The sequence below is a fragment of the Pseudomonas sp. ZL2 genome (genome assembly GCF_054788455.1).
Window position 1 is genome coordinate 54070 of sequence record NZ_JBGOGX010000015.1, and the last position, 18050, is coordinate 72119.

The window sequence follows — 18050 nt, forward strand, 5'->3', positions numbered from 1 at the left end:
CGCTTTTAAGCCTTTGCCCACTACCCCGCCGCTTGAATGCCCGTCTACACTCGAATCAATCCACCTGTGTGACGAGGCCGCTATGCCCCCAATGCCGGCACTTCTGTTGGCTCTCCTGCTCATCTGGAGTGCAACGGCCGGCGCCCTGACCCTGACTGAAGAAGAACAAGCCTGGCTCAGCGCGCATCCGCAGCTGCGTCTGGGCGTCGATGCATCCTGGCCACCTTTCGAATACCGGGACCAGGACGGTCGCTACCAGGGATTGGCCGCCGACTACATTGCCTTAATCCAGGAACGCCTGGGGGTGCAGTTCAAGCCGATCGAACCGATCAGCTGGACCGCTGTACTCGAGCAGGCACGCAAGAACAAACTCGACTTGCTGCCCGGCATCATGTCGACCCCCGAGCGCCAGAGTTACCTGGCCTTCACCCGCCCGTACCTGGATTTCCCGATCGTCATCCTCGCCCATGACGGCGGGCCGCAACCGCGCACCATCAAGGACCTGTACGGGCTGAAAATCGCCGTGGTGGAGAACTACGCGCCCCATGAGCTGTTGCGCACCCATCACCCGGATCTCAACCTGGTGGCCCTGCCCAACGTCAGCTCGGCGCTGCAGGCCCTGGCCACCGACGAGGTGGATGCAGTGGTTGGTGACCTCGCCTCGAGCATCTGGAGCCTGCGCCAGCTCAAGCTCGAGGGCCTGTACGTGAGTGGCGAAACCCCTTACCGCTATCAGCTGGCCATGGCGGTGCCCCGGGAGCAGAAAATCCTCGTCGGGATCCTCGACAAGGTCATGGCCGACATGACCCCCAATGAGGTCAGCAATATTCAGGAGCGCTGGGTTGGCAAGGTGCTCGATCACCGCACGCTGTGGTACGACCTGCTGATCTACGGTCTTCCCGCCTTGCTGTTGATGGTGGCGATTCTGGCCGCGGTGATGCGCGTGAACCGGCGCCTGAGTTCGGAAATCTCCCGGCGCATTGCCCTGGAACAGGAGCTGCGCAGCAGCGAGTACCATTACCGCGGCCTGGTCGAAAGCCTCTCGGCAATTGCCTGGGAAGCCGATGCAAACGACTTTACCTACAGCTACGTTTCGCCCCATGCCGAAGACCTGCTCGGCTACCCTTTGAGCCAGTGGCTGCGCCCGGGCTTCTGGCGCAGCATCATTCACCCCGACGACGCGCTGTGGGCCCAGGCCTTCTGCGACAGCGAAACCGCCGCTGGGCGCGATCACAGCCTCGATTACCGGGTAATCCGCGCCGACGGACGCAGCCTGTGGGTACGCGATATCGTCAGCCTGATCGAACACGGGCATAAACCGTTGATGCGCGGGCTGATGATCGATATCAGCGAAACCAAGAACGCCGAAGAGGCCCTGCGCCTGTCCGAACAGAAGTTCGCCTCGGTGTTTCAGCAATGCCCGGACATCCTGGTCATCGCCCGCCTGAGCGATGGCTGCCTGCTGGAAGTAAACGAAGCCTTCGAAGAGCAGATCGGCCTAAGCCCGGCGCAGGTTCTGGGCCGCACCGCGACCGAACTGAGTATCTGGGGCATCGACGGCGTCGGCCCTGACCTGCTCAAGCGCTTGCAGGCAGGCAGTATCCGCAACCTGGAAATGCTCTTTCGCCGCAGCAACGGCCAGGTGTTCACCGGGCTGACCTCCGCCGAAACCTTTCAGCTCGACAGCACGCCGGCGCTGGTGGTCGCGGTACGCGACATCAGCCAACTGAAAGAAACCCAGGAGCAGTTGCAAACCTCCGAAGAGAAGTTCGCCAAAGCCTTCCACGCCTCCCCCGACGGCCTGCTGCTGTCGCGCCAGAGCGACGGGCTGCTGATCGAGGTGAACGAAGGTTTCTGCCGCCTGACCGGTTACGACACCCAAATGTCGCTGGACCACACTTCGCTGGACCTGGGCATCTGGGTCGATCTCAACGAGCGTCGCCGCTTGCTGGAGATGCTTCAGCGCGATGGTTTCGTGCGCGACTTCAGTTGCCATATCCGCCGCAGCGATGGCCAGATTCGCTTGTGCGAGCTTTCCGCCCGACCGCTGCCAATCGCCGGTGTCGATTGCATGCTGACCATTGCCCGCGACATCACCGAGCGCCACCTCATGCAGGAAAAACTGCAACTGGCCGCCACGGTGTTCGAAAACACCGCCGAGGGGGTATTGATCACCGATACCGACCAGCGCATCAGCGCGGTCAACCGCGCCTTTAGCGAGATCACCGGTTACAGCGAGTTCGAGACTCTGGGCCAGACCCCTCGCCTGCTGGCTTCGGGTCAGCACGACAGCGCCTTCTATGTGGCCATGTGGCACCAATTGACTGCCGAAGGTCATTGGCAGGGTGAAATCCATAACCGGCGCAAGAATGGCGAGATCTACCCCAGCTGGCTGACCATCAGCGCCGTGCGCAACACCGAGCGGGTCATCACCCACTTTGTTGCGGTGTTCGCTGACATTTCCAGCCTCAAGCATGCCCAGGCCAAGCTCGATTACCAGGCCCATCACGACCCGCTCACCGGGCTGCCCAACCGCACCCTGTTCGAAAGCCGCCTGCAGGCCGCGCTCAATTGCACCCAGGCGTCAAAGCGCCAGGGCGCAGTGCTGTTTCTCGACCTGGATCGTTTCAAGCACATCAACGACAGCCTCGGCCACCCGGTCGGCGACCTGCTGCTCAAAGGCATTGCTCAACGGCTCAAGGAACAGGTGCGTGATATCGACACCGTGGCGCGCCTGGGTGGGGACGAGTTCATCATCCTGCTGCCCGGCCTGCACCAGCCCAGCGATGCCGAACATATCGCACACAAGCTGCTGGCCTGTTTCAGCGCACCGTTCCAGGCTGGCGAACACGAGTTCTTCACCAGCGCCAGCATCGGCACCAGCCTTTATCCACAGGACGGCACCGACGTCGCCTCGTTGATCCGCAACGCCGACGCCGCCATGTACCGTTCCAAGGCCAAGGGCCGCAACCGAGTCGAGTCCTACACCCGCGATCTCACCGCCCAAGCCAGCGAACGCGTCGCCCTGGAGCACGAACTGCGCCGGGCCATCGAACGCAATGAGCTGAGCCTGTGCTACCAACCCAAGTTCAGCCTGAAAACCCAGAGCCTGGTGGGCGCCGAAGCGCTGATCCGCTGGTCCCACCCGACCTTTGGTGACGTACCACCGGAACATTTCATCCCACTGGCCGAAGAAAACGGCATGATCCTGCAACTGGGCGACTGGGTGCTGGAACAGGCCTGCCGACAAATGCAGGACTGGAAGCACAACTACCAGGCATTCGGGCCGCTATCGGTCAATCTTGCCGGCGCCCAGCTGCGCCAACCAAGCCTGGTCAAACGTATCGAACAGCTGCTCAAGACCCACCAGCTCAAGGCCGGCGACCTGCAGCTGGAGATCACCGAAAACTTCATCATGAGCCAGGCCGAGGAAGCCCTGGCCATCCTCCACCAGCTCAAGCACCTGGGCGTGCAACTGGCGATCGACGACTTCGGTACCGGTTACTCGTCACTGAGCTACCTCAAGCGCCTGCCGCTGGACATCCTCAAGATCGACCAGTCGTTCATCCGCGGCCTGCCCGACGACCCCCACGATGCCGCGATTGCCCGCGCCATCATCGCCCTGGGCCGCAGCATGCAACTGACCATCATCGCCGAAGGGGTGGAAAGCCAGGCCCAGCAACAATTCCTCGCTGCCGAAGGTTGCGAACAGATCCAGGGCTACATCGTCAGCCTGCCGCTGCCGGCCGAGGAATTTGCCGCAACTTTCCTTCGCATAGCTCTTTCAGATCTTTCGGATGGCACAGCCTGGAAACCCTCGTTATAATCCGCGTCCACTGGGGCCTATAGCTCAGTTGGTTAGAGCAGGGGACTCATAATCCCTTGGTCGCAGGTTCGAGTCCTGCTGGGCCCACCAAACAAAAAACCGCGCCTTTGCGCGGTTTTTGTCATTTCAGGCTGCTACGACTCGCAAGCGCGAACGACTGCCTGCCGCTTGTTATAGAAGGTGCAGTTAGCTGGCACATCCTTGTTGACCAGTGACATGGCCCCGATCACCACGTTGTCGCCTATGCTCAGCCTGTCGGCGATGATGCAGCTGTTTGCCCCAACACTGACGTTGTCGCCAATCCTCAAGTCATAGTGGTCAAGGCCCAGGGACTTGATACCGATAGTCGTGTTCTGCCGGATAAAAAAATTTCGACCTATTTGGGCGTGGCTGGTGATCACTACCCCAGGCAGGTGCGCAATTCGCAGTCCAGGGCCGATGGACGCACCTATGTCGATATCCACCGCGTACTTCAGATTCAATTTCTGCTGCATCCGTCGTGCACGTGCCGCCCAGAAACCACCTTTACCATACAGGTATTGGGCGAGGCGAAAGCGAAACAAAAACCTGAGCTTGTTGTCCTTGCGCAAGCGCCGCAGAACGTTGGACATCAGGCCTATGCGGCTGCCCACCCTTTTCTTGTTGGAGACTTCGAGTCGCCAACACTCCATCAGCCATTCAAGCGTCACAGTCCAACTCTCATCAACATAGAACACCCCGTCCGCACGATGCTGACAGCCCCACACTTCATCACATATCTTTACAAATGTTAACAATCCGACGAAAATGACCTACTTATTAAGTGGGATTTATTCTCAACTGCATGATCTTCAATGCGGTTTCAGGATTGGTACAGTGGACGCCTCAAAAGCACGGTTAAGTTCTGACGTGCCCCTCAGCGTCAGCAGTTTCGATACATGTCGGAACATCGCATCGGGCCCCGTTTTCGTGATTGCATCAGGCAGTTCGGCAAAAGACTTCCCCTTCCTGGAGTTTGCCGATGTACCAATGATCACGATGAACGGCGCGATCTCCATGTTCATCGACACGCCCATCAAGCCATTTTTTTATGTCTGCACCGATCGCGACTTCTCCAATCAGCAGCCTCAGTTGTTCGCCGAAGCGATGCGGCGCAGCGAGCGCGTAGCCCTTTGGGAAGACCATTATCGCTCCACTCGGGTAACCCCTGAAGGCGAACTGTTCTTCCTGCGCAAAGCACCCAAGCCGACGTTCCGGGATTGGCTGCGCACAGACCCAGAACTGATCCGCAATCGCCCCTACCCAAGCAGCCGCAAAAAGCCACTCGGGTTCAGTAAAAATCTGCAGCGCGGCTTTTTCGATGCCCGAACAGTGGCCTATGTTGCACTGCAAATCGCTTATCACGCAGGCTTCAACCAAGTGATGATGGTGGGTGTAGACCTGAACCAGAACGCTGGCAGATTCTACGAAGACCCGCTTTCCAAGCGATCCCCCTGCGGCCTGGACCAGCATTTTGACTCGCGGATACTTCCGTCCTTTGAGTTGGCGGCCGACTCGGTCGTAGGAGAGGGCTTCGAGGTTTTCAACCTGTCCCCCTCTTCCAGGCTTCCTCGAACCGTTATTCCCTACAGATCACTTGATGAAGTAAGAGCACTGGTTAACTCGGGCTGATCAGCCGGGCGCCATAAACTCCCGGCGTTTCACCGTAATAGCGCTGAAACAGCGCAATAAACGCCGACACCGAGTCATACCCCAACTCGTTGGCCAGCGCCGTGACACTCATGCCTTGCGCCAACAAGGGCAAGGCCGCGAGCAGGCGCAGCCGTTGGCGCCACTCTCTGAACGACAACTGTGTCTGCGCCTGAAATAGCCGCACAAGTGTGCGCCGCGAAGCCCCAACCTGCTGCGCCCAGTCTTCAATACTACGGTTATCGCCTGGGTTGGCCTGCAATGCTTCGGTGATGCGTCGCAAGCGCGGATCACTGGGCAATGGCAGGCCAAAGGGCGCTTCAGGCAACTCCCGCAGTTCATCGACCAGCACCTGCAGCAGCCGCGCCTGGGCACCTTGCGCCGGATAATTCGGCGCAAATCGGCTGGCCTTGTCGATCAACTCGCGCACCAGTGGTGTCACCTGCAGCACTCCACAAGGCCGCTGGTAACCGTTAAGCAGCGATTCGTCCAGATAAAGCCCGCGAAACTCGATGGTCTGATCGCTATAGGCGGTGTGCTCGACACCCGCCGGTATCCACAACGCGCATTGAGGCGGCAGCAGGTAACTGTGCTGCTCGGTCAAAACCTCCATGATCCCGACGCTGGCATAGGTGAACTGCACCCAGGGGTGGCTGTGCATCTGCACCCGATGGCCCGCCGGAATGGCAAACATGCGCCGGTAGACCGGTTCCGGCAGCTGCTGAAAGTCCGGCAGCGACGGTACTTCACTGGTTTGTCTCATTGGCGGCATTGCCTGTCTCCTTTGCTCAAGTGAGCCGACAAAGGCCGATGGTAGCCTGCGCCCGGCTTAGTTGAACAACCCCTAGGAGAGACCGATGAGCAGCCATGTGCGTGAAAACCGTTTGAGCGTGCCCGCCATCCAGCAGCGCAAAGGCGCTGGCAATCTGGTAGTTCTGACTGCGTACAGCATGCCGATGGCGCGCTGGGTGGATGCCGAGGCCGATGTGATCATTGTCGGTGACTCGGTCGGCATGGTCCTGTATGGCATGCCCAGCACCCTCGGGGTCACCCTGGAAATGATGATTGCCCACGGCCAGGCGGTGATGCGCGGGTCGCAACGCGCCTGCGTGGTCATCGACCTGCCGTTCGGCAGTTATCAGGCCTCGCCCGAGCAAGCCTTCCTCACTAGTGCGCGACTGCTGCGCGAAACCGGTGCCCAGGGCATCAAGCTTGAAGGCGGCGAAGAGCTGGCCGAGACCGTCGCCTTCCTCACTCGCCGTGGGATTCCGGTAATGGCCCATGTCGGACTGATGCCGCAGCAGGTCAACAGCCTCGGCGGATTCAAGGCCCAGGGCCGGGATGACCAGAGTGCTGCCAAAGTACGCCAGGACGCCCTCGCCATGCAGGCAGCCGGGGCTTTCTCGGTGGTACTGGAAGGCATCGCCGAACCCCTGGCCCGTCGCCTGAGCGAGGAGTTGGCAATCCCCACCATTGGCATTGGCGCTTCACCTGCCTGTGACGGCCAGGTTCTGGTCACCGAGGATTTACTGGGCTTGTTCGGTGAATACCAGCCACGCTTCGTCAAACGCTTCGCCGACCTGCAGCCACAGATTGCCCAAGCCCTGGCAGCCTATGCCCGGGAAGTGCGCGACGGCAGCTTTCCCCAGGCCGAGCACTGCTTCAAGTCGCGCTGAGCACAGACGCCTTGCTCAAGGGTGAGGGCAATGGATAGGCTATCGCGCTTATTCCATGAGCCGTGAAAAGCGGCTCTCGCCAGAGAGTGCCCATGCCTGACAGCCGCCCCGTCGCCCTCGACGAAATCGATCGCCAGCTGATCTCGCTGCTGCAGATCAACGCCCGTGAAAGCGTCGCCACGCTCGCCCGGCAACTGGGTATCGCGCGCACCACGGTGACTTCGCGCCTGGCCCGCCTGGAAAAGACCAAAGTCATCAGCGGCTACGGCGTGCGCCTGGGTCAGCGGCTGATCGATGGCGGCTTGCAGGCCTATGTGGGGATCAAGGTGCAACCGCGCTCGGGCAAGGACGTGGTGCGGCGCCTGAGCGCCATGGGCCAGGTGCAGCAATTGTGCGCGGTCAGCGGCGAATTCGATTACGTCGCCTGGCTGCGCAGTGATTCGCCCGAGCAACTGGACCAGTTGCTCGATCAGATCGGCAGCGTTGATGGGGTGGAGAAGACCACCACCTCGATTATCCTCAGCAGCAAGGTAGATCGCGGGCAGCCGGTTTAAAGCCACATTATGTGTAGGAGCGGGCTTGCCCCGCGATGAGGGTTGATCGCGGGGCAAGCCCCCTCCTGAAGGAGTCAATATGAATTACAGATACGTCATATCGACCAAAAACATGACCAAACGACGACACTCTGCATCTTAATTACGTAACCCCCACCCCCTAAAATGACCGCCAGTGTTTTCCTATACTCAAGCTCCGCACCCCGCGCAGCGCCTGGCAAGGTCACGTATGAACAAGAACAATCGCCACCCCGCCGACGGCAAGAAACCCATCACCATTTTCGGCCCGGATTTCCCGTTCGCCTTTGACGACTGGATCGAGCATCCGGCCGGCCTGGGCAGCATTCCGAGCGAGCGCCAAGGCGAAGAGGTTGCGATTGTCGGCGCCGGTATCGCCGGGCTGGTAGCGGCCTACGAGCTGATGAAGCTGGGCCTCAAGCCTGTGGTGTACGAAGCCTCGAAAATGGGTGGGCGCCTGCGCTCGCAGGCCTTCGAAGGCACCGACGGGATCATCGCCGAACTCGGCGGCATGCGCTTTCCGGTGTCGTCCACGGCGTTCTATCACTACGTCGACAAGCTCGGCCTTGAGACCAAGCCGTTCCCCAACCCGCTGACCCCCGCCTCGGGCAGTACGGTCGTCGACCTGGAAGGCCAGACCCACTACGCGGAAAAACTTTCCGACCTGCCCAAGCTGTTCCAGGAAGTGGCCGATGCCTGGGCCGATGCCCTGGAGGACGGTGCCCGCTTCGGCGATATCCAGCAGGCTATCCGCGACCGTGATGTGCCGCGCCTCAAAGAGCTGTGGAACACCCTGGTACCGTTGTGGGACGACCGCACCTTCTATGACTTCGTCGCTACTTCCAAAGCTTTTGCCAAGCTCAGCTTCCTGCACCGCGAAGTATTCGGCCAGGTCGGTTTCGGCACCGGTGGCTGGGACTCGGACTTCCCCAACTCGATGCTGGAAATCTTCCGCGTGGTAATGACCAACTGCGACGATCACCAGCACCTGGTGGTCGGTGGCGTCGAGCAGGTGCCGCTGGGCATCTGGCGCCATGTGCCGGAGCGCTGCGCGCACTGGCCGGCCGGCACCAGCCTCAGCTCGCTGCACCGCGGCGCACCACGCCCCGGGGTGAAAAGCATTGCCCGCGACAGCGACGGGCGCCTGGCGGTGACCGACAACTGGGGCGACACCCGTCATTACGCCGCCGTGCTGACCACCTGCCAAAGCTGGCTGCTGACCACCCAGATCGAGTGCGAAGAATCGCTGTTCTCGCAGAAGATGTGGATGGCCCTGGACCGTACCCGCTACATGCAGTCATCGAAGACCTTCGTCATGGTCGACCGGCCATTCTGGAAGGACAAGGACCCGGAAACCGGCCGCGACCTGATGAGCATGACCCTGACCGACCGCCTGACCCGCGGTACCTACCTGTTCGACAACGGCGACGACAAGCCGGGGGTGATCTGCCTGTCCTACTCGTGGATGAGCGATGCGCTGAAGATGCTCCCGCACCCGGTGGAAAAACGCGTCAAGCTGGCCCTCGATGCGCTGAAGAAGATCTACCCGAAAGTGGATATCGCCGGGCACATCATCGGCGACCCGATCACCGTGTCGTGGGAAGCCGACCCGCACTTCCTCGGCGCCTTCAAGGGCGCCCTGCCCGGCCATTACCGCTACAACCAGCGCATGTACGCGCACTTCATGCAGCAGGACATGCCGACCGAACAGCGCGGCATCTTCATTGCCGGTGACGATGTGTCGTGGACCCCGGCCTGGGTCGAAGGCGCGGTGCAGACTTCGCTCAATGCGGTGTGGGGTATCATGAATCACTTCGGTGGGCAGACCCACCCGGACAACCCAGGCCCGGGCGATGTGTTCAATGAGATCGGACCGATCGCCCTGGCCGACTGACGGGAGAATCGCCATGCGCATCGCCCTGTTCCAAGGCGAACCGCAACCGCTGGACCTGTCCGGCAACCTCGAGCGCCTGCACCAGCAGGCGCAACTGGCCGCTGCCCGCGGCGCCGAGTTGCTGGTGTGCCCGGAGATGTTCCTGAGCGGCTACAACATTGGCAGCGAAGCCGTCGCGCGCCTGGCCGAAGCCGAAGACGGCCCGTCGGCCATGGCCGTGGTGGAGATCGCCCAGAGCAATCGCATCGCCATTGCCTACGGCTACCCGGAGCTGGCGGACGACGGTCAGATCTTCAACAGCGTGCAGTTGATCGACGCCCATGGCAGCAGCCTGTGCAACTACCGCAAGACCCACCTGTTCGGTGGCCTGGACCGGGCGATGTTCAGCCCGGGGCCGGATCACTTCCCGGTGGTCGAGCTCAACGGCTGGCGCCTTGGATTTCTGATCTGCTACGACATCGAGTTCCCGGAAAACGCCCGGCGCCTGGCCCTGGCCGGTGCCGAGCTGATCCTGGTGCCGACGGCGAACATGGTGCCCTTCGACTTCATTGCCCAGGTCACCGTGCGCGCCCGCGCCTACGAGAACCAGTGCTACCTGGCGTACGCCAACTACTGCGGCAGCGAAGACGAAATCCACTACTGCGGGCAAAGCAGTATCGTCGGCCCGGACGGCAGCATCCTGGCCATGGCCGGTCGTGACACGGCGCTGCTGAGCGCCGACCTGGACCTGCAGCGGGTGCAGCAAGGGCGGGCCAACAACCCTTACCTGCACGACCTGCGCCCCGAGCTCTACAGCACGCCGCGGCAATAATCCGCTAGCATGACGGTTCGCCTGTATCCGGAGCCGTCATGCCCAGCGCCCTTCACATCCTGACCCTCGCCAATGGCCTGCAGGTGACCCTGCGCCATGCGCCGCAGCTAAAACGCTGCGCAGCGGCAGTGCGGGTACAGGCCGGCAGCCATGACGCGCCACGGGCATGGCCGGGGTTGGCGCACTTTCTCGAACATCTGTTCTTTCTTGGCAATCAACGTTTCGCGCTGGAAGACGGCCTGATGCGCTACGTGCAGCACTACGGCGGCCAGGTGAATGCCAGTACCCGTGAACGCAATACCGAGTTCTTCTTCGAAGTGCCGCCAGCGGCCTTTGCCGGTAGCCTGGAGCGTCTTTGCCAGATGCTTGCGCACCCGCAGTTCGACCTTGAACGGCAAGTGCGCGAGCGGGAAGTGATCCATGCCGAGTTCATTGCCTGGTCACGCAATCCACAAGCGCAGCGGCAGTTTGCCTTGCTTCAGGCTGCTGGCAGCGAACATCCGTTGAGCGCTTTTCAGGCTGGCAACCGTTACAGCCTGCAGGTTCAAAGCCCGGCGTTCCAGGCCGCGTTAAGGGATTTTCATCAGCGCTTCTATCAGGCCGGGCAGATCACCTTGAGCCTGAGCGGGCCGCAAAGCCTCGACGAACTGCAGGCGCTGGCGTGTCGATTCGGCCAAGTGTTCAATAGCGGGAGAAAAGTGCAGCAGGCGCTACCGCCAAGCTTCAACAACCAGGCACCACTGCAGGTCCGCAACGAGCGCCAAGTGGATGTCCTGTACCCGTGCGCCCCTCTCCCCGCTGGCTTTGAACAAGCCGTCGATTTTCTCGCGACCTGGCTGAGCGACACCCGGCCCGGCGGGCTACCGGCGACGCTGCGTGAGCGGGGCTGGCTGGAGCATTTCGAGTTTTCCTCGCTGTATGGCTTTGCCGGCCAGACCCTGCTGCACGCGGGCCTGAAACTCCACGTTACGGCTGACGCCGAGCAGGTCCGGGCACTGCTGGCTGACTGGCTGGCGTTCTTCCGGGCGGCTGACTTGGGCCAAATCAATCAGGAATACGCTCGATTGCAGCGCTGCCGCGAACTTACCGCCAGCGCATTGGAGCTGGCGCGCCGGGATAGCGCCGGGCAACGCTTCGAGGCGCTGGACGCGCAAGGACTTGCTGCGCTTGAGCGGTTACTCGAGACAATGCTCGCTGGCCAGGTAAAAACGCCCACCCTCGCCTGGCAGTTGCCCACCGCGAATCCGTTGCTGAACGTGAAAGCAGAGACTACTCAAGCAACCGCCGTTCCCGAAGGCCTGACGGTTTCTCCCCTACTACCGCCGTCGCGCCAGCATGGTGTCATCTACCTGCGCTGGCAGCTCACCTCAGCCTTGCGCGAGCGCCTCTGGCAGGTACTTGATCGGGCGCTGCAAGCCCTGCGTGAACAGGCAGCGCAGGCTGGCGTACACCTGCAGTTCAGCGCCTGCGACAAATACTGGCAGTTGCGCTGCGCCGGCAATGGAACAGTGCTGGTCGCAGTGATCGAACAGGCGTTGGCAATCCTGCGGTTTCCCCCCAGCCAGAGCTGGACACCCGGCGCTGCCAACCAGCCCGATGTCATGCCAATTCGTGCCCTGCTCAGGCAGCTCCCGGAGCAGCTGCTTGGCTACCAGGACGAACCGTTACCAGCCTGTACCATCAGCCAGAGCGATCTTGATACGCTGTGGGAATATTCAATCTGGAATGGACTCTCGACCGGCTTGAGTGCCACCGATCAATCAGCACTGAACCGGGCCGTGGGTAAAGTGCCTGGGCGCGCAGGCAGGCATCTACCCGCCAGAATCGAAGCTGTGCGGCGCTGGCAAACACTGCCGCCGGTGGCCAGCGAGCAAGCGCTGCTGCTGTTTTGCCCGGTCGAAGACCAAGCCACTGGCCGGTTCCTTGCCCAGCAGTTGCAAGGGCCCTTCTATCAACGGCTGCGAGTCGAGCTGAATCTGGGCTATGCGGTGTTCAGCGCCTTCCGTCAGATCGAGGGCTGCAATGGCCTGCTGCTCGGCGTGCAGTCGCCGTCGGCCAGCCACGCCGAGATCGTCAGGCACATCCACACAGTACTCGATGCCCTGCCCGCCACGCTGAGCTGCAACACCGCGGACAAGCAGGCCCTCGCCGCACAGTTCGACGAACAGGCCATGACCAACAATGACGTTGCCGAATGGGCCTGGCAGGCGCATCTGGCCGGCCATCAGCAGCCGCTGCTGAGCGATCTGCAAGCGGCGATCCTGGCTATCGACCCGCCACAACTGCAACACCTGGCGCGCCAGACAAGCCAGGCCGAACTCGGTTGGTTGTGCCTGGCGAACGGGCCGGCGCCCGGCGAAAACTGGCACTGACGCTGGCGATTCTTACCGTCCCTGTAACGGCGTTTATCTGAGATTTAACCATTCAGTTCGTATTTTTTTAGTAAGATAGCGCAATCTCGGCTATGGGAACCCCTCATCTGGAGGGTGGACTAAATAAGTAGCTGGCAAACCCCAGACCTATCCGGAAGGAGTAATCCCATGTGGACCAAACCTGCTTACACTGACCTGCGTATCGGCTTTGAAGTGACCATGTATTTCGCGAGCCGCTGAGCCTGCTTGCGGTACAACGCCTCGGTCCGCCGGGGCGTTTTTATTTCAGGACGCGGCAGGAGTGGCCATGTACATCCAGATTCTAGGTTCCGCCGCCGGTGGCGGGTTCCCGCAGTGGAACTGCAACTGCGCAAACTGCAAAGGCTTTCGCGACGGCAGCTTGCGCGCCACGGCGCGGACCCAGTCATCGATTGCCCTGTCTGACGACGGTATCCACTGGGTACTGTGCAACGCTTCGCCGGACATCCGCGCGCAGCTGCAAGGCTTCGCCCCGATGCAACCGGCCCGCGCCCTGCGCGACACCGGCATCAACGCTATCGTCCTGCTCGACAGCCAGATCGACCACACCACCGGCCTGCTCAGCCTGCGCGAAGGCTGCCCGCACCAGGTCTGGTGCACCGACATGGTCCATCAGGACCTGAGCACCGGCTTCCCGCTGTTCACCATGCTCAGCCACTGGAACGGCGGCCTGCAATGGAAGCGCATCGAGCTCGAAGGCAGCTTCGTCATCGACGCCTGCCCGAACCTGCGCTTTACCCCCTTCCCGCTGCGCAGCGCCGCACCGCCCTACTCACCGCACCGCTTCGACCCACACCCGGGCGACAACCTCGGGCTGATGGTCGAGGACCTGCGCACCGGCGGCAAGCTGTTCTACGCCCCGGGCCTGGGCCAGGTCGACGGCAAATTGCTACAGATGATGAGCGATGCCGACTGCCTGCTGGTCGACGGCACCCTGTGGGAGGATGATGAAATGCAGCGCCGTGGTGTCGGCACCCGCACCGGCCGCGAGATGGGCCACCTGGCGCAGAACGGCCCGGGCGGCATGCTCGAGGTGCTGGAAAGCTTCCCGCGTCAGCGCAAAGTGCTTATCCACATCAACAACACCAATCCGATTCTCGATGAGGATTCGGCCGAACGCGCCGAATGCGCCCGGCGCGGCGTCGAAGTGGCCTTCGACGGCATGAGCATCACCCTCTAGGAGCCGACATGAGCGACGCCAAACCGCTGTCCCCTGCCGAATTCGAACAGGCCCTGCGCGCCAAGGGCGCCTACTACCACATCCATCACCCCTACCATGTGGCGATGTATGAAGGCCGCGCGAGCCGCGAGCAGATCCAGGGCTGGGTGGCCAACCGTTTCTACTACCAGGTCAACATCCCGATGAAGGATGCAGCGATCCTGGCCAACTGCCCGGACCGCGAAATTCGCCGCGAGTGGATTCAGCGCCTGCTCGACCATGACGGCGCCCCTGGCGAAGACGGCGGCATCGAAGCCTGGCTGCGCCTGGGCCAGGCGGTCGGCCTCGACCCGGAGCAACTGCGCTCCCAGGAACTGGTGCTGCCCGGCGTGCGCTTTGCCGTGGATGCCTACGTCAACTTTGCCCGCCGCGCCAGCTGGCAGGAGGCGGCCAGCAGCTCGCTGACCGAGCTGTTCGCCCCGCAGATCCACCAGTCGCGGCTGGACAGCTGGCCCCAGCACTATCCGTGGATCGACCCGGCCGGCTACGAGTACTTCCGTACCCGCCTGGGCCAGGCCCGGCGTGACGTCGAGCATGGGCTGGCGATCACCCTGCAGCACTACACTACAGTTGCGGGCCAGCAGCGCATGCTGGAGATCCTGCAGTTCAAGCTGGACATTCTCTGGAGCATGCTCGACGCCATGAGCATGGCCTACGAACTGAACCGCCCGCCTTATCACAGTGTCACCAGCGAAAGGGTCTGGCACAAAGGAATCGCCTTATGAGTTTCGATCGCGCGCAAGTCCCGGCATGGCGCCCGGGCTATCGCTTCCAGTATGAGCCGGCACAAAAAGCTCATGTGCTGCTGTATCCGGAAGGGATGATCAAGCTCAACGAGAGCGCCGCGCTGATCGGCGGGCTGATCGACGGCCAGCGCGATGTCGCGGCGATCATTGCCGAGCTCGACACGCAGTTCCCCGGAGTACCCGAGCTCGGTGACGACATCGAGCAATTCATGGAGGTGGCCCGTGCCGAACACTGGATCACCCTTGCCTGAGCTGCCGGCAAAACCTGCAGTCGGCCTGCCGCTGTGGCTGCTTGCCGAGCTGACTTACCGTTGCCCGCTGCAGTGCCCGTACTGCTCCAACCCCCTGGACTTCGCCGCCCAGGGTCAGGAGCTGAGCACTGAGCAGTGGTTCAGGGTCATGGCCGAGGCGCGCGAGATGGGCGCGGCACAACTGGGCTTCTCCGGCGGTGAGCCGCTGGTGCGCCAGGACCTAGCCGAATTGATCGGCGAAGGTCGGCGCCTGGGCTATTACACCAACCTGATCACCTCCGGCATCGGCCTCACCGAGCAGAAGATCGCCGCCTTCAAGGAGGCCGGGCTGGACCATATCCAGATCAGCTTCCAGGCCAGCGACGAGCAGGTGAACAACCTGCTGGCCGGTTCGAAGAAGGCCTTCGCGCAGAAGCTGGAAATGGCCCGGGCAGTCAAAGCCCACGGCTACCCGATGGTGCTGAATTTCGTCACTCATCGGCACAACATCGACAAAATCGACCGTATCATCGAGCTGTGCGTTGCCCTCGAAGCCGATTTCGTCGAACTGGCCACCTGTCAGTTCTACGGCTGGGCACACCTCAACCGCGTCGGCCTGCTGCCGACCCGCGCCCAGCTCGAACGCGCCGAGCGCATCACCAACCAATACCGGGCTAAACTGCAGGCCGCCGGCAACCCGTGCAAGCTGATCTTCGTCACCCCGGACTATTACGAAGAGCGCCCCAAGGCCTGCATGAACGGCTGGGGCAGCGTGTTCCTCACCGTCACCCCGGATGGCACCGCCCTGCCCTGCCACGGCGCCCGCCAGCTGCCGGTGCAGTTTCCCAATGTCCGCGAGCACAGCATGCAGCACATCTGGTACGACTCGTTCGGCTTCAATCGCTTCCGCGGTTACGACTGGATGCCCGAGCCGTGCCGCTCCTGTGACGAGAAAGAGAAGGACTTCGGCGGCTGCCGCTGCCAGGCCTTCATGCTCACCGGCGACGCCAGTAACGCCGACCCGGTTTGCGCCAAGTCGGCCGAGCACGGCATCATCCTCAAGGCTCGCGAAGAAGCCGAGCACGCCCACCAGACCATCGACGAGCTGACCTTCCGTAATGAGCGAAACTCACTTGTCATTGTCCGCGGCTGAGCGCTTCAGCGCCGAACAGGCGGTCGCCTCCGGTACCGATTTTGCCGAGCTGCGGGTGGCTGCCCAGGGATTGTTCTGGAACGAATTTCGCCCCAGCGATGGCGCCTGCCGGATCTGGCACTGGCGCGATGGCCAGGCCCGTTGCCTGACGCCCAATGGCTTCAGCGTGCGCAGCCGGGTCTATGAATACGGCGGTGGCAGCTTCTGCCTGAGCGACGATGGCCTGGTGTTCGTCAACGAGGCGGACCAGCAGTTGTATACCCAGGACCTCAACGGCGGGTTACCGCAGTCGCTGACCGAGGGCGTGCGGCGCTACGGCGATCTGCGCTGGGCCAACGGGCATGTGCTGGCGGTGGAAGAAAGCCATGGTCCGGGGGCGGTCGAGCATCGCCTGGTGGCCATCGCCAAGGGCAGCCGTGAAGTCCTGGCCGAAGGCGCCGACTTTTACGCCTCGCCAACCCTGAGCACCGATGGCTCGCGCCTGGCCTGGATTGAATGGAGCCGCCCGGAACAACCGTGGACGGCAACCCGGCTGCTGTGCTGCCAACGCCAGGCAGATGGCCAGTGGAGCACTCCACGCTGCATCGCCGGTGAAGCCGGTCCGCAACAGTCCCTGCAACAACCTCATTTTGACCCAGCCGGTCGTTTGTATTGCCTGTCCGACCGCAACGGCTATTGGCAGCCCTGGGGCGAAACGGCAACAGGCTGGAACCCCTTGCCAGCCGCCGCGGCCGACCATGCCGGCGCGCCCTGGCAGTTGGGCGCCAGCACCTGGTTACCGCTGGACGAGCAGCGCTACCTCGCGAGCTGGTTCGATAACGGCTTCAGCCGCTTGGGGATTTGCCTTGCCGATGGCTCGGTAGAGGATTACAGCGCGGACTACAGCCGCTTCCGCTGCCTGGATCTGGACGAGCAGCATCTCTATGCCATTGCCGCGTCGGCCATCAGCCCACCCGCCGTTATCGCCATCAACCGCCAGAACCATCATGTACAGGTCCTGGCCGGCGGTGCTTTACCGCTGCCCGCCGAACGCATCAGCCGTCCGCAAGCACTGCGCTACCGCAGCGGTGACGGCATCGCCCACGGTTTCTTCTACCCGGCCATGAACGCTGAGGTGCAGCCGCCGCTGCTGGTGTTCATCCATGGCGGCCCGACCTCGGCCTGCTACCCGGTGCTCGATCCACGCATCCAGTACTGGGCCCAGCGCGGCTTCGCCGTGGCCGACCTCAATTACCGTGGCAGCAGCGGCTATGGCCGGGACTATCGCCAGGCCCTGCACCTGCGCTGGGGCGAGATTGACGTCGAAGATGCCTGCGCCGTGGTCAGGCACCTGGCCGAGCGCAAGCTGATCGACCCGCAGCGCGCGTTTATCCGCGGCGGCAGTGCCGGCGGCTACACCACCCTCTGCGCCCTGGCGTTCCATGATGTATTCCGCGCCGGTGCCAGCCTGTATGGCGTCAGTGATCCGCAGGCGCTGGCCCGGGCAACGCACAAGTTCGAAGGTGATTACCTGGACTGGCTGATCGGCGATCCGGTGACCGATGCCGAGCGTTACCAGCGGCGCACCCCCTTGCTGCATGCCGCAAACATCAAGGTGCCGGTGATCTTCTTTCAGGGTGAGCTGGATGCTGTAGTAGTGCCGGAACAGACCCGTTCGATGCTTGAAGCGCTGAAGGCCAACGGGATTCGCGCCGAAGGGCATTTCTACCCTTCGGAGCGTCACGGTTTTCGTACGGCGAGCAACCTGGCGCATGCGCTGGAAGAGGAATGGAAGTTTTATCGGCGGGTGCTGGAAGGCAGTTAGATCGCTATCGCGGGTCAAGCCCGCTCCCACAGAGTCAATC

General features: G+C 62.2%; 15 protein-coding genes and 1 tRNA gene. 14 read left to right on the forward strand and 2 right to left on the reverse strand.

The window, feature by feature from the left end; translation table 11 throughout:
- Positions 1–82: 82 nt before the first annotated feature.
- Entirely contained in the window at positions 83–3826 is a 3744-nt protein-coding gene (locus ABM562_RS13090) for an EAL domain-containing protein (protein WP_115085019.1), read from the forward strand.
- A 13-nt stretch (positions 3827–3839) separates the two neighbouring features.
- A tRNA-Ile gene (locus tag ABM562_RS13095) sits at positions 3840–3916 on the forward strand.
- Positions 3917–3960: 44 nt separating this feature from the next.
- Here ABM562_RS13095 and ABM562_RS13100 read toward each other — a convergent pair.
- A complete protein-coding gene (locus tag ABM562_RS13100; protein ID WP_460422298.1) occupies positions 3961–4497 on the reverse strand; it encodes a serine acetyltransferase in 537 nt (178 codons plus the stop codon).
- Positions 4498–4681: 184 nt separating this feature from the next.
- On the opposite strand from ABM562_RS13100, the gene ABM562_RS13105 reads away from it, so the two are divergent.
- The gene (locus ABM562_RS13105; RefSeq protein ID WP_346617696.1) at positions 4682–5476 is read left to right on the forward strand and encodes a lipopolysaccharide biosynthesis protein; all 795 of its coding nucleotides are present in this window, start codon (positions 4682–4684) and stop codon (positions 5474–5476) included.
- On the opposite strand, the gene ABM562_RS13110 is transcribed toward ABM562_RS13105, so the two are convergent.
- A complete protein-coding gene (locus ABM562_RS13110) occupies positions 5463–6257 on the reverse strand; it encodes an AraC family transcriptional regulator (protein WP_346617707.1) in 795 nt (264 codons plus the stop codon). The genes ABM562_RS13105 and ABM562_RS13110 overlap by 14 nt on opposite strands.
- Before the next feature lie 94 nt (positions 6258–6351).
- On the opposite strand from ABM562_RS13110, the gene panB reads away from it, so the two are divergent.
- The 11 genes from panB (at position 6352) to ABM562_RS13165 (ending at position 18010) form a co-directional block, all read left to right on the forward strand.
- On the forward strand, positions 6352–7170 hold the full coding sequence (panB, locus tag ABM562_RS13115) for a 3-methyl-2-oxobutanoate hydroxymethyltransferase (RefSeq protein ID WP_115085016.1): 819 nt from the start codon (positions 6352–6354) through the stop codon (positions 7168–7170).
- Positions 7171–7262: 92 nt separating this feature from the next.
- The gene (locus ABM562_RS13120; RefSeq protein ID WP_115085015.1) at positions 7263–7724 is read left to right on the forward strand and encodes an Lrp/AsnC family transcriptional regulator; all 462 of its coding nucleotides are present in this window, start codon (positions 7263–7265) and stop codon (positions 7722–7724) included.
- A gap of 229 nt (positions 7725–7953) precedes the next feature.
- Positions 7954–9636: a flavin monoamine oxidase family protein gene (locus ABM562_RS13125; RefSeq protein WP_115085014.1), complete on the forward strand. Its 1683-nt coding sequence runs from the start codon at positions 7954–7956 to the stop codon at positions 9634–9636.
- A gap of 13 nt (positions 9637–9649) precedes the next feature.
- Positions 9650–10447, forward strand: coding sequence for a carbon-nitrogen hydrolase family protein (locus ABM562_RS13130; RefSeq protein WP_134061262.1), 798 nt, complete (start codon positions 9650–9652; stop codon positions 10445–10447).
- Positions 10448–10485: 38 nt separating this feature from the next.
- On the forward strand, positions 10486–12819 hold the full coding sequence (gene pqqF, locus ABM562_RS13135; protein ID WP_460422263.1) for a pyrroloquinoline quinone biosynthesis protein PqqF: 2334 nt from the start codon (positions 10486–10488) through the stop codon (positions 12817–12819).
- 168 nt (positions 12820–12987) lie between these two features.
- Positions 12988–13059 carry a pyrroloquinoline quinone precursor peptide PqqA gene (gene pqqA, locus ABM562_RS13140; RefSeq protein ID WP_008365141.1) on the forward strand — a complete coding sequence of 24 codons (72 nt, stop codon included), beginning with the start codon at positions 12988–12990 and terminating at the stop codon, positions 13057–13059.
- A gap of 67 nt (positions 13060–13126) precedes the next feature.
- Positions 13127–14038, forward strand: a complete 912-nt coding sequence (gene pqqB / locus ABM562_RS13145; protein WP_115085011.1) for a pyrroloquinoline quinone biosynthesis protein PqqB — start codon at positions 13127–13129, stop codon at positions 14036–14038.
- Positions 14039–14046: 8 nt separating this feature from the next.
- Positions 14047–14802: a pyrroloquinoline-quinone synthase PqqC gene (pqqC, locus tag ABM562_RS13150; protein WP_115085010.1), complete on the forward strand. Its 756-nt coding sequence runs from the start codon at positions 14047–14049 to the stop codon at positions 14800–14802.
- A complete protein-coding gene (gene pqqD / locus ABM562_RS13155; RefSeq protein ID WP_115085009.1) occupies positions 14799–15074 on the forward strand; it encodes a pyrroloquinoline quinone biosynthesis peptide chaperone PqqD in 276 nt (91 codons plus the stop codon). Before pqqC ends, pqqD begins: the two co-directional genes overlap by 4 nt.
- On the forward strand, positions 15046–16206 hold the full coding sequence (gene pqqE / locus ABM562_RS13160) for a pyrroloquinoline quinone biosynthesis protein PqqE (RefSeq protein WP_460422266.1): 1161 nt from the start codon (positions 15046–15048) through the stop codon (positions 16204–16206). The genes pqqD and pqqE overlap by 29 nt, the downstream gene beginning before the upstream one ends.
- Complete coding sequence (locus tag ABM562_RS13165; protein WP_460422268.1) at positions 16172–18010, forward strand: S9 family peptidase; 1839 nt, start codon at positions 16172–16174, stop codon at positions 18008–18010. The genes pqqE and ABM562_RS13165 overlap by 35 nt, the downstream gene beginning before the upstream one ends.
- The last annotated feature ends 40 nt before the right edge of the window (positions 18011–18050 follow it).